The sequence below is a fragment of the Rhizobium sp. R635 genome (assembly GCF_002211285.1).
Lineage (GTDB): Bacteria > Pseudomonadota > Alphaproteobacteria > Rhizobiales > Rhizobiaceae > Rhizobium.
The window spans coordinates 13,661-37,652 of the sequence record NZ_LOKX01000006.1 but is presented as its reverse complement, the minus strand read 5'-3'; the positions used below and the strand labels follow the sequence as shown (position 1 = coordinate 37,652).

Here is a 23,992-nt window from a genome sequence, read left to right as displayed (position 1 = left end):
CCTACACTGCGAGCTTGCCGTCGAGATAGAGCTGCAGCGTCTCCCGCGTGCCCTTTTCCCACAGGGTTTTGAGAGCATGGGCAAAACGCTTGCGGAAAAGTTCCGATTTTGCCACCTCGCCGAAAATGTCGTCGAAGACGAGGAAGGCTGATGGATCGTCCTTGGCTTTCAGCGCCGCCGCATGCAGGCGATCGGCGCTGGCATCGTTGAAAACGATATCCTTGCCGCTGTCGGTCTTGCCGGCGAAGTAGCGGCACCAGAGCGCCGAAACCAGCGCCAGGCCGACGATGTCCCTGCCCTGGCGGAGATTGTCGAGAGTCGACGGCAGGATGAATTTCGGCTGGCGGTTCGAGCCGTCCTGCGCCAGCCGCGGAATGGTGTCGGCGATCTTCGGATTGAGCAGGCGATGCTCTATCAGGGCAAAATAATCGGTCAACGACGTGTTCGGCACCGGCGGCACGATCGGGATGATCTCGTCTTTTTCGAGCTTGGCGAGAAAGGCCCGGATCAGCGGATCTTCCATGGAATCATGAACGAAGTGAATGTCCATCAGCGCCGCCGGATAGGCGATCGCCGCGTGTCCGCCGTTCAGGATACGGATCTTCATATGCTCGTACGGCGTGACATCGGGAACGAAGGTCACGCCGACCTTTTCCAGTGCCGGCCGGCCGGCCGTGAACTTGTCTTCGAGCACCCATTGCTTGAATTCTTCGCAATAGACTGGCCAGTTGTCTTCAATCTCGAAATTGTCCCTCAGGAAATCGATCTCCCGCTGGCCGGTCGCCGGCGTGATGCGGTCGACCATCGCATTCGGGAAGGCGACGTTGGCCCGGATCCAGTCGGCCAGCGCAGGATCGGAAAGCGCGGCCGTGCCGATCACGGCATTGGCGGTGACGACGCCATTATGGGGAATGTTGTCGCAGGACATGACGGTGAAAGGGCCGATGTCCTTGTCCTTGCGCGCCTTCAGGCCGGCGACAACAAGCCCGAAAACCGTCTTCGGCGCGCCGGGATTTTGCCCATCGGCGGCGATCGCCGGATGGGCCGGATTGAACGTGCCCAAAGCATCGATGAAATAACCGCCCTCGGTGATCGTCAGCGAGACGATGCGGATTTCCGGATCGGCAAGCCTGGCGATGATCGCGGCGGGATCGCCGACCGGCAGGATGTCGATCATCGGCGCGGTGACGCGCGCCGCCGTCTTGTTGTTGTCCTGTTCGACCACCGTCGTCAGGAAATCCTGGGCCGCGAGCTTTTCGCGCATGGCGGCGTCCGACGGCAGCACGCCGGCGCCGACGATCGCCCAGTCGTGATCGGCGCCTTGGTTGAAGAGATCGTCGAGATAGATCGCCTGATGGGCGCGGTGAAAATTGCCGACGCCGAAGTGCACGATGCCGGCTTTCAGCGACGCCCTGTCATATCCAGGGATGGCGGCGGTGCGCGCCGCGTCGGAAAGCGTTGCCAGCGATAGTTTGCACGTCATGTTTCAGTCCTCTTGAAGGTCTTGCCGAGACGGCCGGGCGCCATCGCCCGGCTCGCATGCCTGCCCCCAGCCGGCCGCCTGCTCAGATGGCAAGGCCGCCCTCGTTGAATTTATGAATGCGCGAACGGTCCGGTGTCAGATAGACCATGTCGCCCGCCTTGGCGGCGAAATCGCCGCTGCCGCGCGCCGTCACCATGCCGATCCCCTCGACATCGATGTGGAGGAAGGTGTCGGAGCCGAGATGCTCGGCGACGACGACCCTGCCCTTCCAGTCGCCGCTCTCCATCGACAGCAGCACGTGTTCGGGACGGATGCCGAGCGTATGCGCGCCGAGCTCGGCCGCATTCTGGCCCTTGATGAAATTCATCTTCGGCGAGCCGATGAAGCCGGCGACGAAAAGGTTGCGCGGGCGGCTGTAGAGTTCGAGCGGCGACCCGACCTGCTCGATATTGCCCCTGTTCAGCACGACGATCTTGTCGGCCATGGTCATGGCCTCGACCTGGTCGTGGGTGACGTAGACCATCGTCGTCTTCAGCTGCTGATGCAGCTCGCTGATTTCGAGGCGCATGTTGACGCGCAGAGCGGCATCGAGGTTCGACAGCGGTTCGTCGAACAGGAAGGCCGAAGGCTGGCGCACGATGGCGCGGCCGATCGCGACGCGCTGGCGCTGGCCGCCGGAAAGCTGGCGCGGCTTGCGCTCGAGATAATCGGTCAGGTTCAGCACGCGGGCGGCATCCGTCACCTTCCGGTCGATTTCCGCCTTGTCGACGCCTGCCATCTTCAGCGGGAAGGCGATGTTGTTGCGCACGCTCATATGCGGATAGAGAGCGTAGGACTGGAACACCATGGCAAGGCCGCGTTCCGAGGGCGCTTTCTCGGTGGCGTCCCTGCCGTCGATGACGATCTTGCCGCCGGAGACATCCTCGAGGCCGGCGATCAGCCTGAGCAGCGTGGACTTGCCGCAGCCCGAAGGGCCGACGAAGACGACGAATTCGCCGTCATTGATGTCGAGATCGATCGAAGGGATGACCTTGGCTTCGCCGAAGACCTTGGAAACCTTCTGAAGGGTAATGCTGCCCATGTTTCTCTCCCTTTTCTTATTTCACCGCGCCGAAGGTCAGGCCGCGGACGAGTTGTTTCTGGCTGAACCAGCCGAGGATCAGGATCGGCGCGATCGCCATGGTCGAGGCCGCCGAGAGCTTGGCATAGAACAGGCCTTCCGGGCTGGAATAAGAAGCGATGAAGGCCGTCAGCGGCGCCGCCTTCGAGGCGGTGAGGTTGAGCGTCCAGAACGCCTCGTTCCAGGCAAGGATGATGTTCAGGAGCAGCGTCGAGGCAATGCCCGGCACCGCCATCGGCGTCAGCACGTAGACGATCTCCTTCATCAGCGATGCGCCGTCCATGCGCGCCGCTTCGAGGATCTCACCGGGGATTTCCTTAAAGTAGGTGTAGAGCATCCAGACGATGATCGGCAGGTTGATCAGCGTCAGCACAATCACCAGACCGGTGCGCGTATCGAGCAGGCCCGAATTGCGGAACATCAGATAGATCGGGATCAACGCGCCGACGGGCGGCATCATCTTGGTCGAGAGCATCCACATCAGCACGTCCTTGGTCCGCTTGGTGGGTGCGAACGCCATCGCCCAGGCGGCCGGAATGGCGATGATCAGGCCGATCAGCGTCGAGCCGAAGGAAATGACCACCGAGTTCATGAAGTGGCTGAGATAGTTCGACCGGCTCTGCACCTCCGCATAATTCTCCGTCGTCCAGTGGAAGAACAGGAACTGTGGCGGCGAAGCGATGGCATCGGCTTCCGACTTGAAGCTCGTCAGGAAGGTCCAGAGGATCGGGAAGAAGATCAGGATGCCGAGCGTCCAGGCGATCGCGGTCACGATGACCTTGCGCTGAGTTGTGACTTTTCTGGCCATCTCTCAAGCCTCCAGATTCTTGCCGACGAGGCGGACGAGGAAGATCGCGACGATATTGGCAAGCACGACCGCGACGATGCCGCCGGCCGAAGCGCCGCCGATATCGAATTGCAGCAGGGCCTGGGCATAGACGAGATAGGTGAGGTTGGTGCTGTCAGTGCCCGGCCCGCCATTGGTGGTGACGAGGATTTCGGCGAAGACCGAAAGCAGGAAGATCGTCTGGATCAGGATCACCACGGTGATGGCGCGGGCCATGTGCGGCAGGATGATGTAGATGAATTTCGAGATCGCCCCGGCGCCGTCCATTTCGGCCGCCTCCTTCTGCTCCTCGTCGAGCGACTGCAATGCGGTCAGCAGGATGAGGGTGGCAAAGGGCAGCCATTGCCAGGCGACGATGAGGATGACGGAAAACAGCGGCGCATTCGCCAGCCAGTCGATCGGCTGCAGGCCGAACGCCTTGGCAAGATGGGCGAAGAGGCCGTTGACCGGGTTCATGAACATGTTCTTCCAGACGAGTGCCGCCACAGTCGGCATGACGAAGAACGGCGCGATGACGAGAATGCGCACGATCCCCTGCCCGTACATCGGCTGATCGAGCAGCAGCGCAAAGGCGATGCCGCCGATGACCGTGATCAGCAACACCCCCGCGACGAGCAGCAGCGTATTGACCAGCGCCGCGAAGAAGGCCGGATCGGAAAGGAAATATTCGTAATTCAGAAAGCCGACGAAGCTTTCCATGCCCGGATTGAGCAGATTGTAATTCAAGAGCGAGAAATAGATCGTCATCGCGAGCGGGACGATCATCCATGCAAACAGGAAAAGCACGGAGGGCGCGATCATCAGGCGCGCGGCGGAACGAGTGTGTAACGTTGCCATGGCAATCACCGATCTGGACTGAAGCGGGGAGCGGCCGCAAGGCAGCTGTGTCTGAAAAGAGGCCGCCGATGCGGTTCGGGCAATCGGCGGCCCAGAGGGGCGGATTGTCAAGGATCCGCCTCTTGCTCAGGAGGTTTTATTTGATGTAGCCGGCTTTGGTCATTTCACGCGTTGCCAGCTGCTGTGCACTTTGCAACGCTTGGTCGACCGAGATCTGGCCGGCAAGGGCTGCCGAGAACTGCTGGCCCACCGCCGTGCCGATGCCCTGGAATTCCGGGATCGCCACGAACTGGACGCCGACATAGGGGACCGGCTTGACGGTCGGCTTGGTCGGATCGGCCGAGTTGATCGAGTCGAGCGTCATCTTGGCGAAGGGAGCAGCCTTCTGGTACTCAGCATTCGCATAGAGCGAGGTGCGGGTGCCGGGAGGTGCGTTCAGCCAGCCTTCCTTCTCGGCGACGAGGTTGGTGTAATCCTTGCTCGTTGCCCAGGCGACGAATTTCTCGGCGGCTTCGACCTTCTGCGAGCCTGCCGGAATGGCGAGGTTCCAGGCCCAGAGCCAGTTGCCGCGCTTGCCGAGGCCCTTGTCCGGTGCGAGCGCGAAGCCGACCTTGTCGGCGACGGTGGATTCCTTCGGGTTGCTGACGAAGGAGGCAGCAACGGTCGCATCGATCCACATGCCGCACTTGCCGGTCTGGAAGAGCGCCAGGTTCTCGTTGAAGCCGTTGGAGGAAGCACCCGGAGGGCCGGCTTCCTTCATCAGGTTGACGTAGAAGTTCAGCGTGTCCTTCCACTCGGGCTGATCGAACTGCGGCTTCCACTGTTCATCGAACCAGCGCGCGCCGAAAGAGTTCGACATAGCCGTCAGGAAGGCCATGTTCTCGCCCCAGCCGGCCTTGCCGCGCAGGCAGATGCCGTAGATTTCCTTATCCTTGTTGGTAATCTTCTTCGCAGCGTCGGCGATGAAGTCCCAGGTCGGAGCGTCGGGCATTTTCAGCCCGGCGGCATCGAACAGATCCTTGCGGTACATGACCATGGAGCTTTCGCCGTAGAACGGCGCCGCATAGAGCTTGCCGTCCGTGGTCAGGCCGCTGCGGATTGCCGGCAGCAGGTCATCGACGTCATAATTGGCGCCGAGATTGTCGAGCGGCAGCAGCCAGCCCTGCTTCGACCAGATCGGAACTTCATAGGTGCCGATCGTCAGGACGTCGTACTGGCCGCCTTTGGTCGCGATGTCGGTCGTGACCTTCTGGCGCAGCACGTTTTCTTCGAGAGTGACCCATTCGAGGTCGATGCCGGGATTCTTCGCCTTGAAATCATCCGTCAGCTTCTGCATCCGGATCATGTCGCCGTTGTTGACGGTCGCGATTGTCAGCGTCTCGGCCGAAGCCATGCCGGCAAACGCCAGTGCCGAGCAGGCGCCCAGCAGAAAAGTTCTCAATGTCATATCTTCCTCCCAGAAGATGAGATGTGAGCATTCGCTTTGCTCATGGGCAATTACTCACCAAGCCGCGAAAAATGTCAATCGGCATTCGATGCTGCGATGCCGAAGGCCATGCCTATCTCATTGATCTGGAATGTGAATTTTTTGCTCAGCTCTTGAGCAAAAACTCAGCCGTGTCTTCGTCGGTGATCAACCCATTGATCTGATGACCGACGACGGCCGCCCTGATCGCCTTGTATTTCCGCTTGCCCTTGGCCAGCCCGATGACCGTCGAGGACTCGCGTGAGGGGATCGGCGCGGACGCCACGCGCTCGTTGATCGGGTTGTCGATCAGCCTTCCGTCGGCGTCGAAGATCCAGCCGCAGATCTCGCCGGCAGCTCCTCCGCGCATCAGCTCCATCATCTCGTCCTTCTCGAGGAAACCATCGACGCAGAGCGGGCCGTCGATGCCGAGCTCGCCGATGCCGACGAAGGTGACGTCCGCCTGGGCGCTCATGTCGAGCGTCGAGCGCACGAGCTGCTGGCCGTGCAGCAGTTCCCGCTCCTCCGCCGAGGTGACGAGCACCGGCAGCGGCATCGGGTAGTGCCGCGCCTTCACCGCATCCGCCATGCTGAAGATGACGTTGTAATAGGCGGCCGATCCATCAGGCGCGATGTTGCCGGTGAGCGAAACGATGCGGTGGCCGGGACATTCGATTGCCGGCAGTTGGTCGACGGCCGCCTTCAGCGTGCGGCCCGTGCCGACCGCAAGCACGATCGGCTCCGGCCGCTTCAGCCAGCGCTCGATCTCGGCCGCAGCCGCCTCGGCGATGCCGACTGTCGTGGATGAGGAACCGGGATCGCTCGGCACGACCTCCACATGTTTCAGCCCGAACTTCCGCCGCAGCTGATTGGCAAGCTCGAGGCAGGCGGCGATCGGATGGTCGAGCCGCACTTTGATCAGACGCTCGGCGACCGCCAGCGATACCAGCCGCTGCGCCGATTGGCGCGAGATCCCCATCGAAGCCGCGATTTCATCCTGCGTGCGCCCGGCGACGTAATAAAGCCAGCCGGCACGTGCCGCATCGTCGAGCCGTCCAGGGGTCTCGGATCTTTTTGCCATTGAATGCCTACCGCGCAAAGTGAGCCGGCTTGTCGCCGTCGAACATGATTTTGAGTCTGTATCGCCAGATCAAAACAAAATTCCTGAAAATGTCGAGCCCGTTGACGCCATCGCTCAGGCAAACCACTGCATGACGAGATAAATCGCGGTCTTCGCCAAACCGTAAATCACGCCGCCCGCGACGACGAGCGACACGGTCGTCATGAGGAAACCGATGAGCGCGAAGAGCCCGTCACGTCCCATGATGGCGAAAGCGAAGACCGAGATCGTGATCGCCGGCAGGATGTTGCCGAGCGGAACCGGCAGCACCAGCACGATCGAAAGCAGCAGGCATGCGAGACCGGCGAGATACTCCGCCGGCGGCTCGGCGAAGATCGCAAGCCTCGGCTTCAGCATGCGTTCGGCCCAGGCGAGCCAGCGATGGATGCGCACGACGATGGTCTCGAAGTCCTCCCGCCGCATGGAGCGGTTCGCGATCGCCTTCGGCAGCCAGGGTTTGAGCCCGAAAGTCAGTTGCACCGCCAGGAAAACCAGCGGCGCGCCGAGCACGGCCGAGGTGCCGGGTGGGGTAGGAAAGGCGTTCGGCAGCGCGAAGATCAGCATCAGAGCACTGATCGCGCGGTCGCCCATCGTCTGGAAAAGGTCGCCGATCGAAATCCACTCCCGGCTTCGGTCGCCTGCCAGCTGCCGCAGGACGGCTGAGAGGCGGCGGCCTTTGGGACGTGGCGGACGCGGTCTGCGGGGTCTGCGGGAATCGGCGTTTTCGATGATCATGATACCGGTGAGCGATGGAAGTGTAGGGCTGAATTCTGGCGATGCAATATGCCAATTGAATGACTTATCGGGTTAGAAATTGTGGCGGGGCGTCGCTCCCGTCCACCTCCTTCATCTCGTAGGGCACTGCGAATGAAGGCTTGTAATTCCCCATCAACAGTGCGAGCAGACGCTGCAAGAGCAGAGAAACGGCAGGGCGCAATGATCATTTCATTCGACATCGGCGGTTCCGCCATCAAGGGCGGCATCGCCCGCTCCGAGACAGACATCGTCCCCCTCGGCCGCCGCCCGACGCCGAGGGATGATTTTGCCGCTTTCGTCGAGACCCTGCGCAGCATCATCGCCGAGACCGGCGAACAGCCGAGCCGCATCGCCCTGTCGATCGCCGGCGTCGTCGATCCCGATACGCAGCGCCTGACCTGCGCCAACATTCCCTGCATCCACGGCCGCACGCTCGCAGCCGACCTCGAAACCGAACTTGCTCTGCCTGTCCTGATCGCCAACGATGCCGACTGTTTCGCCATGGCCGAAGCCGGTCTCGGCGCAGGCTGCGGCCACCGCATCGTCTTCGGCGCCATCCTCGGCACCGGTGTCGGCGGCGGGCTGGTTGCCGATGGGCGTCTCGTCAACGAGGCCGGCGGCTTTGCCGGCGAATGGGGTCACGGCCCGATCATCGCATCGGCGGCCGGCAATCCGCCCGTCGCCATTCCCGCCTATGCTTGCGGCTGCGGGCAGAAGGGCTGCGTCGACACCGTCGGCGGCGCCCGCGGGCTGGAGCGCCTGCACAAGACGCTGCACGATCTCGACCTTTCGAGCGAAGAGATCATCGATGCCTGGGGGCGCGGCGAGGAAAAAGCGACGCGCACCATCGACGTCTATGTCGATCTCGTCGCCTCGCCGCTGGCGCTGACCATCAACATCACAGGCGCCACCATCGTCCCGGTCGGCGGCGGGCTTTCCAATGTCGAGCCCCTGCTTGCCGAACTCGACCATGCGGTGCGCGCCCGCATCCTGCGCAAATTCGACCGCCCGCTGGTGGTGCCGAGCCAATGCCGCATCGAACCCGGCCTGATCGGCGCCGCACTTCTGGGGCTGAAAGCCGATGCCGCTGCCTCCTAAAGCTCCGGCCACATCCGCACGATCGCTGCAAACCGATCCCAGTCCTTGCGTTCCAAGGGTGTCCATGCGGCTTCGGCGACGGCAGGAAGGCGCGGGAAGACCAGCCGGTTGAAATAAGCGCGAGAGAGGAAGTTTTCTGTCCAGATACAGGCCTGAACGCCGCGTATCTTCTCCCGCAACGCTTCCGGCAATTCGCCCTCGGCCTCGTAAGCATAGGTATGTTCCGGCGGCGCATGGCCCGCCCAGCTCGCACCGGGCTCGTCCCAGGCTTCGGCCTGCGCCATGTCGAGATAATAGGCTTGCCCCGGCGTCATCACCACATCGTAGCCTTGCTGCGCCAGCTCGATCCCGACCGCAGGCTTTTCCCAGGCCATCAGCAACGTGCCGTCGCGATCGACGCCGCCGCCGTGCGAGACCTCGTTCCAGCCGGCGAGCTTCCTGCCGCGCTCCGACAGCATCGCCTTGATGCGTTTCAGGAAATAGGATTGCAGCTCGGCCGTACCGGCAAGTTTCTCCCGTTCCATCAATGCCTTGCAAAGCGGCGAGGAAAGCCAGGCGCCGTTCGCCACCTCGTCGCCGCCGATATGGATATAGTCGCCGGGAAACAGCGCCACCATCTCGTCGAAGACCCTGCCGAGAAATTCATAGGTGAATTCGACCGCCGGGTTGAGGGCATTGTTGGGATAACCCTGCACCGCGCGGTAGCTGTCCGGCGCCTCCTGCCCGTCGACGAGCGCGGGCAGCGAGAACAGCGTCGCGGTGCTGTGGCCGGGAACGTCGATTTCCGGCACCACCTCGACATGCAGCGCGGCGGCATGCGCGACGATCCGCCCGACATCCTCCTGCGTGTAGTGGCCGGAGCGCGGCTCCGCCCCGTCACCGAGCTGCGGCACGAGCACTTCATCCGGCCCGCGCCGCGCGCCGATCTCCGTAAGCTCCGGATAGGCCTTGATCTCCAGCCGCCAGGCCTCGTCATCGGTCAGGTGCCAATGAAAGATGTTGAGCTTGTTCCAGGCAAGGATATCGATCAGCCGCATGACGTCCGCAACGGGATAAAACTGCCTGGCCACATCGAGATGGCAGCCGCGCCAGTCGTAACGCGGCTGGTCGGCGATGGTGCCGAAATTGGGGAATTTGAAGTTCTCCCGATCGGCGCGCGCGCCGTGCATGAGCTGCGCCAGGCTGATCAGCCCGTAGTGTCGCCCCGTCGCATCGGCAGAGGAAAGCACGATCTCATGCGCGGTAAACCGCAATTCATAGGAGAATTCGGCGATCGACGATTCGGTGACGAAACGGACAGCCCGCCCGCCTTCGACGGCAGAGAGCGAAAACGGCGCATTGTCGGCCGGATAGAGCCGCTGGTAAAGCTCGATAACCAGGGAAAGCGCCTTGATCGCATCGGGCCGCGTCTTCCCCGCCGGATAGAGGACGACCGGCAGCTCTCCCGCCTTCAGCCCGAGCACCAGCGGCCAGGGCAGCAGCGAATAGGGCTCCTGAACCCGGCCGGGCGGCAGAAGCGGCGGCGCCACGCCGCCATCCCGGCCTTCGAGAACGAGATCGCCGAAGGCGACGGGAACATGGCGTCCGTTGCCAAGTGTAAGATAGGCCGATTTGACGCCTGATGTCGCATGTCTCGGCTCCCGGGTCAGCCCCTCGACGGTAAACCGCCAGTGCCCACCCGGCGGCACGCTCAGCCCATCGGGCGGCAGGAATTCATGGAAATGCGCCACCTGCCGCTTGAGGCTGCCGCCGTCGCAGACGTGATTGGCGGCAACCCGCGTCTCCGACGTATAGGCGAGCGAGAAGCCGGAAAGAGGCTCGGCCGAAAGGTTGAAGAGCGTGAAGCTCAAGCACCCGAAGCTGCCTTCGACCGGGCGCCAGCTTGTTTCCAGACGATAATCGGCCATTGTCGCACCCTCCCCGTCCGTGAGCGGCCGGGGTCTCGGCGGCTCTCCCGGCATGGTTTCCCGAGCTTAACTTTTTCGGGGCGGCAAGGGAATCGGCGCGAACACGGACTTAGCGGCCAGCGACCAGTGGCCCGTAAGGAAAACGGCGCGACTTTCGCCGCGCCGTCCTCACTCTGCTGCCAACGCCGGCGGATGTCTGTCATCCGCCTCTTCCTGGATGGCGTCGGCATCCCGGCCTGGCTCGTCCTTCGCCTTCGGCTCGCGGCCGAAGAAAAGGGCGTAACCGGCGGGCAGAACCAGAATGGTGAGCACTGTGGCGACGAGGATGCCGCCCATCATCGCAAAGGCGAGCGGACCCCAGAAGACGCCGCGCGAGATCGGGATCAGCGCGAGCACGGCCGTCAGCGCCGTCAGCATGATCGGCCGGAAACGACGCACGGCAGCGCCGACGATCGCCTCCTGCCGGTGCATGCCGGCCTTGATGTCCTGATCGATTTGATCGACCAGGATGATCGAGTTGCGCATGATGATGCCGAGCAGCGCGATGACGCCGAGGATCGCGACGAAGCCGAAGGGCGCACCGCTGATCAGCAAGGCGGCGGCAGCCCCGATGATGCCGAGCGGCCCGGTGGCAAGCACCAGCATCGCCTTGCCGAAATGCTGCAACTGCACCATCAAGAGCACGACGATGACGGCGAGCATGATCGGCGCCTTGGCGGCAATCGACATCTGGCTTTCCGCCGCATCCTCGGCGCCGCCCTGGATCTCGACATTATAGCCGGCCGGCAGGCTGTCGCGCAGGTCCTTCATGTCGGCATACATCTTCATGACGACGTCGTTCGGCTGCACGCCGTCCGGCAGCGTCGCGCGCACCGTGATCGTCGGCAACCGGTCGCGCCGCCATTCGATGCCCTGCTCCATCACAGGCACGACCTTGGCGACCTGCGAGACCGGCACGAAGCCGCCGAAATCCGTCGGCACGTAGACCGAATTGACCGCCGACAGCAGCGAGCGGCTGGCATCCGGCTCGCGGGCGACGATCGAGACCGTCTCCTCGCCGTCGCGGAAATCGTCGAGCGGCGCGCCGGACATGGCGGTCTGCAGCATCTGACGCACGCGCTGGGAGGTGACGCCGAGCGCCCGGGCGCGGTCCTGGTCGATCACCAGCTTCATCGCCGGCACCTGTTCCAGCCAGTCGTCATGGATGGCGCCGAGCATCGGGTTGGCTTCGAAGCGCGCCTTCACCTGATCGGCGATCGCTCGCACTTCCTGGCGGTCAGGCCCCATGACGCGCATCTGCACCGGCCAGCCGGTGGGCGGGCCGAGGAAGAGGCGGTCGACTTTGCCGCGAATGTCGGGGAAGTCCTCCGCAAGGATCGTGCGCATCTTGACGATCAGCCGTTCGCGCGCCGGCTCGTCCTTCGCCATGACGAGAAGCTGGGCGAAGTTCGGATTGCGCAGCTGCTGGTCGAGCGGCAGGAAGAAGCGCGGCGCGCCTTCGCCGATATAGGTGGCGATGAACCGCTTGTCCGGATCATCCATCATCTTCGCTTCGAGCGCCTTTGCCTGCACTTCGACTTCCCGAATGCTGGTGCCCTCGGGCAACCAGAGATCGACGAGGATCTCAGGCCGAGAGGATTGCGGGAAGAAATTCTGCGGAATGAACTGGAAGGCCCAGAGGCTGGTGACGAATGTCCCGAGCGTCAACAGCAGCACGATGACCCGGTGGCGAACCGCCCAGCCGACCGTGCCGCGCAGCCGGCGATAGAAGCCGGTGTCGAAGGCATCGTGATGCTCGCCGGCGTGATGGCGCTGCTTGAGGATCATGTAGCCGAGCCATGGCGTAAAATAGACCGCGACGAACCACGAGGTCACGAGCGCGATGCCGACGACATAGAACAGCGAGCGCACATATTCACCCGCCGTCGACGCAGCGAATCCGACGGGAATGAAGCCGGCCGTGGTGATCAGCGTGCCGGTCAGCATCGGGAAGGCGGTCGAGGAATAGGCAAAGCTTGCCGCCTCGATCTTGACCAGCCCCTCCTCCAGCTTCCGCTCCATCATCTCGACGACGATCATCGCATCGTCGACCAGCAGGCCGAGCGCGATGATCAGCGCGCCGAGCGAGATGCGCTGCAGGTCGATGCCGAGTTCGTACATCAGCGCGAAAGTGGCGGCGAGCACCAGCGGAATGGCGATGGCGATGACGAGACCCGAGCGCCAGCCGATCGACAGGAACGAAACGACGAGCACGATGACGAGGGCTTCGCCGAGCGCATGCATGAATTCACTGATTGCATCCGTCACGACGTCAGGCTGGTTGGCGATCTGGTCGACCGCCACACCGTAAGGCAGTGCTTCCTCGAAGCGGTGATAGGTCGCCTCCACGTCCTTGCCGACATCGGTCACGTTGAAACCCTTGGCCATGACGACGCCGACCTGAACGCTTTCATGGCCGTTGAACCGGTACTTGCGCTGGTAGGGATCTTCGAGCCCGGAACTGACGGTGGCGATATCGCCGAGGCGCGTCACCTGGCCGCCGGCGCGAAGGCGGAGTTCGCGGATATCGGCCGCCTTCTTCACGTCGCCTTCGACCGAAATGCGCACCGACCGCAGGCCGGTATCGACGGAACCTGCCGGATCGACATTGTTCTGGCCTTTGATGGCGTTCTGCAGGTCGAGGATCGTCAGGCCGCGCTCGGCGAGCGCCTTGGACGAGACGTCGATATAGATCTTCTCAGGCTGGTCGCCGATGATGACGGCCTTCTCGACACCAGGCGTCGTCAAGAGCATGTCGCGCGCCTGGATCGCGAATTTCTTCAGCTCCGGATAGGAATAGCCGTCACCGCTGATCGAATGCAGCGTGATGAAGGTATCGCCGAACTCGTCGTTGAAATAGGGGCCGAGCAGACCCTGCGGCAACTCGCTCGCGATATCGCCGACCTTCTTGCGCACCTGGTAGAAGGCATCCGCCACCTCCTGCGAATTCGTATCGCCCTTGACCTGCAGGGTGATGATGGCGCTGCCCGCCCGCGTATAGGACTTGACCCAGTCGATATGCGGCGTTTCCTGCAGCTTGCGCTCGATCTTGTTGACGACCTGGTCTTCCATTTCCTGAATGGAAGCACCCGGCCAGATGGCCTGGACGACCATGACGCGGAAGGTGAATTCGGGATCCTCGCGCTGGCCCATGCGCATCAGGCCGAGCACGCCGGTGATGATGATCAGGCCGAAGAGGAAGCGGGCGATGCTCGGATGTCCGATTGCCCAGCGCGACAGATTGAAGGGCCGCTTTTCGGTGTTGGCGTCCATGGTTCTATTCCCTCTCGTGACGCGATCAGCGGACGGTCTGGTCCGTATCGGCCGAGGCCGACTGCTGCTCCGGCACCTTCACCTTCAGGTTCTCGCGCATGAACTGCGTGCCGGCGGCAACGACGAGATCGCCGCTGTCGAGACCCTCGGTCACATGCACGCCGTCGCCGGTGAAATCGGCGACCTTGATGTCGCGGCCGTGCACCGTCGCCGTGTCGCGGTCGACGGTCCAAACCATCTTCTTGCCGTCCTTCTCGGCAAGCGCGCTGAGCGGGATCGAGACGTAGCTGTTGCCGTTGCTGACGGCGGCCTCGATCGTCGCCGTCATGCCGAGCAATATGCGCGGATCGTTCGGCAGGCTCACCCGAACCGCAAAGGTGCGCGACTGCTGGTCGGCGCTGCCGGAAACCTCCCGCACCTTGCCGTCGAGCACCAGCTTGTCATCGGCCCAGAAACTGGCCTTCATCGTCTTGCCCGGCTTGAATTCGGCGATGTCGTTTTCCGGAACCGCGATCTGCACTTCCTTCTCGCCATCGACGGCGACGGTGACGACAGGGGTGCCGGAGCCGACGACTTGGCCGATATCGGCATTGATCGCTGTCACGATGCCGGTCTGGCCGGCCTTGAGCTCGGTATAGCTCACCTGGTTCTTCGCCTGGTCGAGCGCCGAAAGCGCGGCATCGCGCTGCGAGATCGCCTGGTCGTGGCTGAGCGCGGCCTGTTCGAGCTGCGATTTCGGGGCGACGCTCTTGTCGAAGAGCTGCTCGGCGCGCTTGTTGGCGAGATCGGCGGTTTCGACGCCCCTTTCGGCAGCGGCGAGATTGGCGTCCGCCGTCTTGACCGCCAGCTGGTAATCCGTGGCGTCGACGCGGGCGAGAACATCACCCGGGCTCACCCGGTCGCCGATATCGACGAGACGTTCGGTGATCTTGCCGGCGACCCGAAAGCCGAGGTTCATCTCCGTGCGCGCCTTGACCGAACCGGAATAATCGAGCTTGCGGGTATCGCCGGCCTTGGCGATCTCGACGACCTTGACCGGCCGGATGACCTCCTTCACCTCGGCCTTTTCCTCCGAGCAGGCGGAAAGGCCGATGCCGATGGCGCCGACGAGCACGAGGCCGGCGACGGACGGCATGCGGTTGCTGAGGGTCTTGAGCGAAAACATCGTCCGCACTCCTGGATCGTTTCGGGGGTTCCGGCGGCTGCCGTCCATTATTTCTTCAGCGCCCTGATCACGTAGTCGATCAGTTCGTCGACGCTTGCGCGGTTGGTTTTGGCAAGACATTGCGCCACCATCTGCGGATGGCAGAGATTGATCGTCGCCGCACCGAAGCAGCGCGAGGCGACCACCGGGTCCTGCTCGGCGAACTCGCCGGCGGCGATGCCTTCGGCGATGATTTCGGCGATGAGATCATGGACGCGGTCGATATGTTTCTCGATGACGTGCCAATCGCGCTCGATCGCGACGATGATCATCTCATGCACCTTCATCTCGTCGAGCATCAGATCCAGCGTCAGCTGATGCTGGGTCTCGACGTAGCGGCGCAACCGCTCACTGGCGCTGATCGGCTGATGGCGGATGTCATAGGCGATCTGATAAGCGGTCGCGAGCATGCGCCCGCAGAGGGCCTGGTGGATTTCCACCTTGGAGGCGAAGAAGCGATAGATATTGGCCGGCGACATGCCGAGATCGCGGGCGATGTCGGCCACCGTCGTCTTGCTGTAACCGTAGTGACGGAACAGCCGCTCGGCCGCGTCGAGAATGCGTGTGACATTCTCCTGCCGCGTGACGTCGAGCGTATTTTCCGCGATGTCGTTCATGAGTTTCGATGCCTCGAGTTACGACTGACGAATTTTGAATTTCGTCAGTCGTAAAATATCAGGCGTCATTTGTCAATGCCGCCTGCAGATACCCGTGGCTTGAGCATGGTCATTTCGGAGCGATGTGACGATGAACGCCGACACAATGAAAAGTGCCGCGACGTTAAACGCGCGGCACCTCATCGGCAACAGGAGAAAATCAGGCGAGCTTGACGTCGAGCGTGATCGGAACGGCGGCAAGCGCCTTGGAAATCGGGCAGCCGGCCTTCGCCTTGTTGGCCAGTTCGGTGAAGGTTGCCTCGTCGGCGCCGGGAATGCGGCCGGAGAGCGAGAGATGGATGGCGGTGATGGCAAAACCGCCCTCGACGCTTTCGAGCGTCACCTTGGCGGAGGTTTCCATGTGTTCGGCGGTGAAGCCGGCTTCGCCGAGGATCAGCGACAGCGCCATGGTGAAGCAGCCGGCATGGGCGGCACCGATCAGCTCTTCCGGATTGGTGCCGGGAATACCTTCGAAGCGGCTGGCAAAGCCGTAGGGATAATCTTTCAGGGCGCCGCTCTGCGTCGAGATCAGGCCCTTGCCGTCCTTGAGGCCGCCGCTCCAATGAGCCGAAGCCGTGCGATTGATCTGCATGCCATCCTCCTGTTTTCGATTGAGCTTTCAGAGCATGATGCCGAAAACTGTGAACGGTTTTCGGACAACATCATGCTCCAACTATTTCCGGCAGCGGCGCCGCCGCTCCACGCCTGCGGAAGATCAGGTTGGCCTTCCCGACAGGCAATATAACGCTCTATCTGCAGAAGACGACAGGCTTGTAAAAATCATCGCCGCTCAGACGGGATGCTGCTGCACGCTGAGACCGCCGTCGATCGTCAGGCAGGTGGCGTTCATGAAAGGGCATTCGTCGGAGATCATGAACACCGCCGCCATGGCGATCTCTTCCGGTGTCGCGATCCGCCCACCGGGATGCAGCCGCATCGTCTCGGCCTTGGCTGCCGCCGGATCGGGGAAGCTGTTCCAATAGTCGATCACTTTCTGCGTCGAGACATAGCCGGGCGCCAGCGCGTTGACCCGGATATTGCGGGCCGCGTACTCCAGGCCGAGCGATTTCGTCATGCCGAGCAGCGCATGTTTCGCCAGCGGATAGGGAAACGTGTGCGGGATGATCGTGAAGGCATGCGTGGAGGCGATGTTGAGAATGACGCCCTCGCCCCGCTCGATAAAGCCGGGCAGCACTGCCTTGCAGCAATTCCATGCCCCTTTGAGATTGATGTCGAAGCAGCGGCTCCACGCTTCGTCCGTCGTATCGAGCGGTTCGGCGAAGACGTTGACTCCGGCATTGTTGACAAGCGCATTCAGTGGCCCGATCTCGTCATTCGCCTGCGCAACCGCCCTCGTGATTGTTCCGGCATCGGTTATATCGGCCGGCAGATAACCAACCCGGCCGCCGGTGCCTGCGAGCTCTCCCGCTGCCTGCGCCAGCAGCGCCCCATCGCGATCGACGAGATAGACGGCGGCATTCTCCTTGATGAAGGCCTTGGCGATCGCAAGGCCGATACCCTGCGCAGCGCCGGTGATCAGGATGTTCTTGCCCTGCAGGCGATCGCCCATCTATCTCCCCTCCGGTTGAACCGGCAGCGCAGACAGCTCGATCGTCATCTTGCCGACGAGTGCTTCACCCGGCGCAAGCGGCGCGAGCCCGCCGAATTCGGGCAGGTGATGGCCGTTCGGAAGGTGGCTCATCGGCTCGAGGCAGAAGAAGTCACTGCGATTGATCGGCATATAGAGCATGAAGCGGTCAAGCGCGCCCTCGGCTTTCAGCGCCGCCTGAATTCCAAGCTCCGGCCAGGCGATTGCCGCCCGCCTGTTCCAGCCCTCGAAGGCATTGTTCATCCATGTCTGCGGCAACAGCTTGCCCGACCTGAAATCGAAATCGTCAGGCACGGGGCCGGGCATATCGGGAAGATGGTCGGGCCGCTCGTTCCAGTAGCGATCGGCCGCAATCGTCAGCCTCGTCTTCGGAGTCCGAACGAAGAAGGGATGCTGGCCCAGCCCGAAGGGAAGTGTGGTTTCGCCCCGATTTTCCACGGATAGCGTCAGCACCAGGGCGTCGCCGGCGAGACGGATCTCCTGGCGAGTCAGATAGGTATAGGGTGAAATCTTGTCGGCGCTGCGGGAAAAGGAGAACTGCGCATGCTCTGTGCTGGCCTCTTCAAGCTCCCAGAGGCCGAGCCAGCCATCGCCGTGCCGATAGAGCGGATCGGACGTATTCGACTGGAAAGCATAGCCGCGTCCGGCAAAGGACATGGCATTGCCTTCCACACGATTGCCGAACGGCACCATCGCAAAATTCGCCATCGTGCCATCCAGGCCGCCGGCCGCGACGAGAAAGGGCGTCTCCCGATAGGTCGCGGCGGCAACGGCTGCACCCCGACGGCTGACCCGGACGGCGAGATCACCGCGCCTCAGCTCGATTTCGTCCTCCGCTCGTCCCTGGTTCATCCGCGTCGCCCCGCAGCCGAAGATCTCAAATTGTCGAGCAGCACCGCGATCAGCAGGATCAGCCCGCGCACGACATACTGATAGAATGCCTGAATATTCAGGAGGTTCATAACGTTTTCGGCAATGCCCATGATCAGCACGCCGACGATGACGCCACTCATCGCCGCCCGGCCGCCGGCAAGCGAAACGCCGCCGAGAACGCAGGCCGAGATCACCGAGAGCTCGAGCCCGGTCGCCGCATTCGGCTGGCCGGAAGTGATGCGCGAGGCGAGCAGAATGCCGGCAATGCCGCAGACGAGACCCTGCAGCGCAAAGATCCAGACGCGCATGTTGACGACATTGACGCCCGCAAGCCGCGAGGCTTCCGGATTGCCGCCGATCGCCAGCGTGTTCTTGCCGAAGACGGTGCGGTTGAGCACGAAGCCGAAGAAGACGAAAAGGATGAGCATGATCCAGATCGGTGTCGGCACGGTGAGGAAACGCGAGAGCGCAAGCTGGTAGAAGGCAGGATCGTTGATGCCGACGGCGCGCCCGTCCGAAGCGATCAGCGCCAGCCCGCGCACGATCTGCATGGTCGCAAGCGTGGTGATCAGCGCGTTGATGCGGAACCGGGCGATGACGATGCCGTTGACGAAACCGACGACGGCGCCGCACAGCAGGGCTGCCAGCAGCCCGACGGGAATGGAGCCGGTCGCATTCGAGACCATCACGGCGGCCATGCCGGAGAAGGCGACGATCGATCCAACCGAAAGATCGAAGTCGCGGGAGGCCAGGCAGAACATCATCGTGCAGGCGACGATGCCGATCGTGACGACCGATTGCAGTAGCCCCAGCATGTTCCGCTCGGTCAGGAAGTTCGGCACGAAGAGCGAGACGATCACGAAGGCAGCAGTGAAAATCACCACCAGCCCCTGTTCGCCGAGAAGGATTTTTTTCAACGAATTCATCGTCGGTGTTCCCAGTCTTAAATGGTGCCTGCGGCATTCTTGTCGGGAAGCGCCGCCGTCAGAATGCTGCGCTCGTCGAAATCCGGGCGGGCGACATCGGCCGCCACCCTGCCCTGGCACATCACGATGATGCGGTCGGAAATGCCCATCACTTCGGGCAGCTCGCTCGAGATCACCACGATCGCCATGCCGCCCGCCGCCAGCTCATAAAGGATTTCGTAGATCTCCGACTTCGCCCCGACATCGATGCCGCGCGTCGGTTCGTCGATCACCAGAACCTTGATGCCCTGTTCGGAAAGCCAGCGGCCGAGAATGACCTTCTGCTGGTTGCCGCCGGAGAGATTGATGATGTCCTGCTTGCGCGAGGGCGTCCGCACCCGCAGACGGGAAATGAATTCATCCGCCAGCGCCGCCTCCCTTTTCGGGTTCAAAATCCCGAAAGGAGAGAAATGCCGGCGCGACGAGATGGCGATGTTTTCTTCGATCGACCGTCCCTGGACGATGCCGTCGGACTTGCGATCCTCCGGACAGAGCACCATGCCGGCATCGATCGCCGCTTTCGGATCGTCCGGCGAAACGGCGGCGCCGTCGATCGTTACCTGGCCCTGATGCCTCGCATCGGCGCCGTAGAGCAGCCGCGCCATCTCGCTGCGGCCGGCGCCGATCAGGCCGAAGAAGCCGAGGATCTCGCCCCGACAGACCGAAAAGCTGATGGGATTGCGCAATCGTGATCCGGATAGGTCCTTGACCTCGAGCCTGACGTCGCCGAGCGGGCGTTCGCGCCATCCCCAGATATCGCTGATCTCCCGGCCGACCATTTCCGAGATGACCTGTTCGCGTGTCGTGCCGGCAATCTGAGGATGATGGGCGGCAAGCTTGCCGTCGCGCAGCACGCTCAGGCTGTCGCAAAGCCGGAAGATCTCATCGAGCCGATGTGAGACGTAAAGAATGACCGTTCCCTTCGCCTTCAGCCTTTCGATGAGTGAAAACAGGATTTCGCTTTCGCGCGAGGAAAGCGAGGAGGTCGGCTCATCGAGCGCGATCACCCGCGCCTCGAGCATGACGGCCTTGGCGATCTCGACCATCTGCCGCGCGCCGATCGAAAGCGAAGCAACCTTGGCCGAGGGATCGACATCGATGCCGATCTCTTCGAGCTTCGAGCGCACCGTCTCGATCAGGGTTTTGGCATGGATCACGCCGCCTTTGGCGGGAAAACGGCCAAGCCAGAGATTTTCTGCCACCGTCAGCTCCGGAACGAGCTGCAGTTCCTGATGGATGACGATGACGCCGGCGTGGAAGGCGTCACGGACCGAGGCATATTTCTGTTCTTCGCCATCGATGAGAATGTCGCCGGCATCGGCGGCCTGATCGCCCGAAAGCACACGGATCAGCGTCGATTTACCCGCGCCGTTCTCACCCATCAGCCCGTGGACGGCGCCCTTCTCCACTGAGAAGGAAACACCCGACAGCGCCTGTACGCCTGGATAGCCCTTGGAAATATGTTTGAATTCGAGAAAAGCCATCGTCGCTCCACCGAAGGTTCCGGCGGCATGCCCAAGCGGCCGCCGGAGATGCATCATCGCGGGCGATGGTTATTCGATGCCGAGCTCCTTGCGGACCTTCTCATAATCGCCGCGCAGCGCCAGCGAACCTGACGTCAAGGTCAGCTTTTCCGGCTCCTTGCCGTTGGCGATCCAGTCGTACATGTTGAGCGCCGTCTCATAGCCGTGACGCTTCGGAGAGATGATGACCGTGCCGAAGAAGCCCGTCGCTGCCGGCTTCTTGAACTCGTTGATCGCCGATTCCGCGCCGCCGATGCCGACACCGATCACGTTGGCTGCTGGAATACCGACCGATTCCGAAGCGCGGACGGCGCCGAGAACGGCTTCGTCGTTGAGTCCGAAAGCCACCCAGTATTTCACGTCGGCATGCTTGTTGAGAACGGTGGTCGCCGCGTTGAGCGCTGCTTCCGTATCCGTCTTCGCCTGCGGCGCATCATAGATGTTCTCGGCCGGGAAACCTGCGGATTTCAGTACCGAGATCGCACCTTCGACGCGGTCGACAGCGGTCGGCAACTGGTCGTAGGAGACCCGGATCGCGCCGACATTCTTCATGTCCCAGCCGCGCTTCTTGATTTCGTCGACGATCGCCTGGCCGACGGTCTCACCGATCTTGGTCGCCGAAATGCCCATATGCGGCACATCTTCCAGCGGCTTGCCGTCCGCACTGACGAGGCGGTCGTCGACCGTCATCAGCTTCAGCTGATTGGCTTCAGCCTTGGCGACGATGCCGGGACCGAGCTTGACGTCGGGCGTGCAGATGATGAAGCCCTGCGCACCCTGGGCTCCGAGATTGTCGATCGCCGACTGAACCTTCTCGCCGTCTTCCGCGCCGATCTTGACGACCGTGAAACCTTTTTCCTTGGCGGCCTGGTCCGCGAACTTCCATTCGTCCTGGAACCACGGCTCCTCCGGCTGCTTGACGATGAAACCGATCTTGACGTCTGCGGAAAATGCCGAGCCGGCTGTCAGAATGGCGAAAGTGCCAGCCAGAATAGCTGCTTTGAACAAGCGCATGTCTCTCTCCCTAAACTCTGAAATCGAGCAACTGCCTCCCCGGCAGCGTCCAATGAATTATGTTAAATCATCATACCAGTCAATTGCCAATGTATGATGATTTAGATAATAGGATAGTCATGGGAGCCGGATGGACCCGTCGCAAAGCGGATCGAATTCGGATAATCAGGTTCGGTTGCTGCCCGGGAGTGAGCGCGGAGAGGTGAAGTTGGAATCGACTGAGGAACAAGGCCGAACGGAAAGCTCAGGCAGCGAACGCCGGCCGCGGGTACGCCGCAACGTCACGGCGGCAATCGCTCAGGATATCTGCGCGGACCGCTATCCCTCGGGCTCGCCGTTGCCCCGCGAGAACGATCTTTGCGACCTCTATGGCGTCAGCCGCACCGTCATTCGTGAATCGCTGAAAGTGCTGGAATCCAAAGGGCTCGTGCGCGGTAAACCGCGAGTCGGAACGACCGTCTGCGACAGGGACGACTGGAACATCCTGGATGCCGAGGTGCTCGACTGGATGGGGCCTTACATCAAGGACTTCGACCTTTTGGGATGCATTCTCGAAGCCCGGCGCACCATAGAGCCGGCAGCCGCCGAATATGCCGCCGAACGCGCCAGCGCCCAGGAGATCGCCGATCTCGACAAGGCCTGGCGGCAGATGCGCGATAGCGCAGGCGATCCGGAAAGCTTCACCGACGCCGACGTGATGTTTCATACGGTGCTGCTCACCGCCAGCCACAACCAGGTGTTCCGCCGTCTGTCCAGCGCCATCCATGCTGCGCTGAAATATGCGTTGCATGCCTCCAATATCGCCGTCGAAAACCGGGAGGATGCGGTGCTCGTTCATGGCGAACTCGTCGAGGCCTTGCGCATGCGCGACAAGGCAAGCGCCAGGGAATGCGCCAATCGCATGCTCGACCTTGCGGTTCGCGACCTTGCCGCCGCCGAGAAGGCGATCGGCAGAACGAAATGATCGATCACGAGAGGCCGTGGACGCGCTGTCCCATCGCAAATCCGAGAAGAGATTAAGACCTGAGATGAAGATCACCAAACTCACCACCTATATCGTTCCGCCGCGCTGGCTGTTTCTGAAGGTCGAGACCGATGAAGGCATCGTCGGCTGGGGCGAACCGGTCGTCGAAGGCCGCGCACTGACCGTCGAGGCCGCCGTCCACGAATTGGCGGACTACCTGATCGGCAAGGACCCCTTCCTGATCGAGGACCATTGGACGGTGATGTATCGCGGCGGGTTCTATCGCGGCGGCGCTACCCATATGAGCGCGATCTCGGGCATCGACCAGGCGCTCTGGGATATCAAGGGAAAGGCGCTCGGCCAGCCGATCCATTCCCTGCTCGGCGGCCAACTGCGCGATCGCATCAAGGTCTATTCCTGGATCGGCGGCGACCGTCCTTCTGACGTCGCCAACAATGCCAGAGAGGTGGTCGCCCGCGGCTTCAAGGCGATCAAGCTCAACGGCTGCGAGGAAATGCAGATCGTCGACACCAACGAGAAGGTGGAAAGGGCAGTCGAGACCATCGCCGCCATCCGCGAGGCGATCGGTCCGCATATCGGCATCGGCGTCGATTTCCACGGCCGCGTCCACAAACCGATGGCCAAGGTTCTCGCCAGGGAGCTCGACCCTTACAAGCTGATGTTCATCGAGGAACCGGTGCTGTCTGAAAACAAGGAAGCGCTGCGCGACATCGTCAACCATACCTCGACGCCGATCGCGCTCGGCGAAAGGCTCTATTCACGCTGGGACTTCAAGCAGGTCCTTTCGGACGGCTATGTCGACATCATCCAGCCGGATCTTTCCCACGCCGGCGGCATCACCGAATGCCGCAAGATCGCCGCCATGGCCGAAGCCTATGACGTCGCTCTGGCGCCGCATTGCCCGCTCGGCCCGATCGCGCTCGCCGCCTGCCTGCAGGTCGACGCGGTCAGCTACAACGCCTTCATTCAGGAACAGAGCCTCGGCATCCACTACAACACCGGCAACGACATCCTCGACTACATCTCCAACAAGGAGGTGTTCCACTATGCCGATGGTTTCGTTTCCATCCCCCAGGGGCCGGGTCTCGGCATCGAGGTCGACGAGGCTTATGTCATCGAGCGCGCCAAGGAGGGCCATCGCTGGCGCAACCCGATCTGGCGCCATGCCGACGGCAGCTTCGCCGAGTGGTGAAAATCGAAGGGTCGCGCAAGCGGCCC

20 protein-coding genes are annotated in these 23,992 nt (G+C 62.3%); 3 read left to right on the top strand and 17 right to left on the bottom strand.

From position 1 onward, the window contains the following. Position 1 precedes the first annotated feature (1 nt). The 7 genes from ATY78_RS07005 to ATY78_RS06975 form a co-directional block, all read right to left on the bottom strand. The gene (locus ATY78_RS07005) at positions 2–1,483 is read right to left on the bottom strand and encodes a mannitol dehydrogenase family protein (protein WP_088681623.1); all 1,482 of its coding nucleotides are present in this window, start codon (positions 1,481–1,483) and stop codon (positions 2–4) included. An 82-nt stretch (positions 1,484–1,565) separates the two neighbouring features. After that, positions 1,566–2,564 carry an ABC transporter ATP-binding protein gene (locus tag ATY78_RS07000; protein ID WP_088681622.1) on the bottom strand — a complete coding sequence of 333 codons (999 nt, stop codon included), beginning with the start codon at positions 2,562–2,564 and terminating at the stop codon, positions 1,566–1,568. Positions 2,565–2,580: 16 nt separating this feature from the next. Then, positions 2,581–3,411, bottom strand: a complete 831-nt coding sequence (locus ATY78_RS06995) for a carbohydrate ABC transporter permease (protein ID WP_088681621.1) — start codon at positions 3,409–3,411, stop codon at positions 2,581–2,583. Between the two features lie 3 nt (positions 3,412–3,414). Further along, positions 3,415–4,287, bottom strand: a complete 873-nt coding sequence (locus tag ATY78_RS06990; RefSeq protein WP_088681620.1) for a sugar ABC transporter permease — start codon at positions 4,285–4,287, stop codon at positions 3,415–3,417. Between the two features lie 136 nt (positions 4,288–4,423). Beyond that, positions 4,424–5,734 (bottom strand): sugar ABC transporter substrate-binding protein, encoded by a 1,311-nt coding sequence (locus tag ATY78_RS06985; RefSeq protein WP_088681619.1) that lies wholly within the window; start codon positions 5,732–5,734, stop codon positions 4,424–4,426. Positions 5,735–5,879: 145 nt separating this feature from the next. Beyond that, a complete protein-coding gene (locus ATY78_RS06980) occupies positions 5,880–6,833 on the bottom strand; it encodes a sugar-binding transcriptional regulator (protein ID WP_088681618.1) in 954 nt (317 codons plus the stop codon). A gap of 114 nt (positions 6,834–6,947) precedes the next feature. Further along, the gene (locus ATY78_RS06975; RefSeq protein ID WP_190237411.1) at positions 6,948–7,526 is read right to left on the bottom strand and encodes an exopolysaccharide biosynthesis protein; all 579 of its coding nucleotides are present in this window, start codon (positions 7,524–7,526) and stop codon (positions 6,948–6,950) included. Positions 7,527–7,808: 282 nt separating this feature from the next. On the opposite strand from ATY78_RS06975, the gene ATY78_RS06970 reads away from it, so the two are divergent. Beyond that, the gene (locus ATY78_RS06970) at positions 7,809–8,726 is read left to right on the top strand and encodes an ROK family protein (RefSeq protein WP_088681616.1); all 918 of its coding nucleotides are present in this window, start codon (positions 7,809–7,811) and stop codon (positions 8,724–8,726) included. Here the strand turns inward: ATY78_RS06970 and ATY78_RS06965 are convergent. The 10 genes from ATY78_RS06965 to ATY78_RS06920 all read right to left on the bottom strand — a co-directional run bounded on the left by ATY78_RS06965 (position 8,723) and on the right by ATY78_RS06920 (position 21,789). Next, a complete protein-coding gene (locus tag ATY78_RS06965) occupies positions 8,723–10,633 on the bottom strand; it encodes a family 20 glycosylhydrolase (protein ID WP_088681615.1) in 1,911 nt (636 codons plus the stop codon). The genes ATY78_RS06970 and ATY78_RS06965 overlap by 4 nt on opposite strands. A gap of 168 nt (positions 10,634–10,801) precedes the next feature. Next, the gene (locus tag ATY78_RS06960; protein WP_088681614.1) at positions 10,802–13,945 is read right to left on the bottom strand and encodes an efflux RND transporter permease subunit; all 3,144 of its coding nucleotides are present in this window, start codon (positions 13,943–13,945) and stop codon (positions 10,802–10,804) included. A gap of 25 nt (positions 13,946–13,970) precedes the next feature. Continuing rightward, positions 13,971–15,110, bottom strand: a complete 1,140-nt coding sequence (locus tag ATY78_RS06955) for an efflux RND transporter periplasmic adaptor subunit (RefSeq protein ID WP_088681613.1) — start codon at positions 15,108–15,110, stop codon at positions 13,971–13,973. A gap of 47 nt (positions 15,111–15,157) precedes the next feature. Continuing rightward, on the bottom strand, positions 15,158–15,766 hold the full coding sequence (locus tag ATY78_RS06950) for a TetR family transcriptional regulator (protein ID WP_064694220.1): 609 nt from the start codon (positions 15,764–15,766) through the stop codon (positions 15,158–15,160). Between the two features lie 199 nt (positions 15,767–15,965). Further along, positions 15,966–16,397, bottom strand: a complete 432-nt coding sequence (locus ATY78_RS06945; RefSeq protein ID WP_088681612.1) for an OsmC family protein — start codon at positions 16,395–16,397, stop codon at positions 15,966–15,968. A gap of 198 nt (positions 16,398–16,595) precedes the next feature. Continuing rightward, the gene (locus ATY78_RS06940) at positions 16,596–17,375 is read right to left on the bottom strand and encodes an SDR family oxidoreductase (protein WP_088681611.1); all 780 of its coding nucleotides are present in this window, start codon (positions 17,373–17,375) and stop codon (positions 16,596–16,598) included. After that, entirely contained in the window at positions 17,376–18,266 is an 891-nt protein-coding gene (locus tag ATY78_RS06935; RefSeq protein ID WP_088681610.1) for an aldose 1-epimerase, read from the bottom strand. Continuing rightward, positions 18,263–19,213 carry an L-arabinose ABC transporter permease AraH gene (gene araH / locus ATY78_RS06930; protein ID WP_088681609.1) on the bottom strand — a complete coding sequence of 317 codons (951 nt, stop codon included), beginning with the start codon at positions 19,211–19,213 and terminating at the stop codon, positions 18,263–18,265. The genes ATY78_RS06935 and araH overlap by 4 nt, the downstream gene beginning before the upstream one ends. A 17-nt stretch (positions 19,214–19,230) precedes the next feature. Further along, the gene (gene araG / locus ATY78_RS06925; RefSeq protein WP_088681724.1) at positions 19,231–20,736 is read right to left on the bottom strand and encodes an L-arabinose ABC transporter ATP-binding protein AraG; all 1,506 of its coding nucleotides are present in this window, start codon (positions 20,734–20,736) and stop codon (positions 19,231–19,233) included. A 69-nt stretch (positions 20,737–20,805) separates the two neighbouring features. Continuing rightward, the gene (locus ATY78_RS06920) at positions 20,806–21,789 is read right to left on the bottom strand and encodes an arabinose ABC transporter substrate-binding protein (protein ID WP_088681608.1); all 984 of its coding nucleotides are present in this window, start codon (positions 21,787–21,789) and stop codon (positions 20,806–20,808) included. A gap of 202 nt (positions 21,790–21,991) precedes the next feature. On the opposite strand from ATY78_RS06920, the gene ATY78_RS06915 reads away from it, so the two are divergent. After that, complete coding sequence (locus tag ATY78_RS06915; RefSeq protein WP_190237409.1) at positions 21,992–22,753, top strand: FadR/GntR family transcriptional regulator; 762 nt, start codon at positions 21,992–21,994, stop codon at positions 22,751–22,753. Positions 22,754–22,817: 64 nt separating this feature from the next. Further along, entirely contained in the window at positions 22,818–23,966 is a 1,149-nt protein-coding gene (dgoD, locus tag ATY78_RS06910) for a galactonate dehydratase (RefSeq protein WP_088681606.1), read from the top strand. The last annotated feature ends 26 nt before the right edge of the window (positions 23,967–23,992 follow it).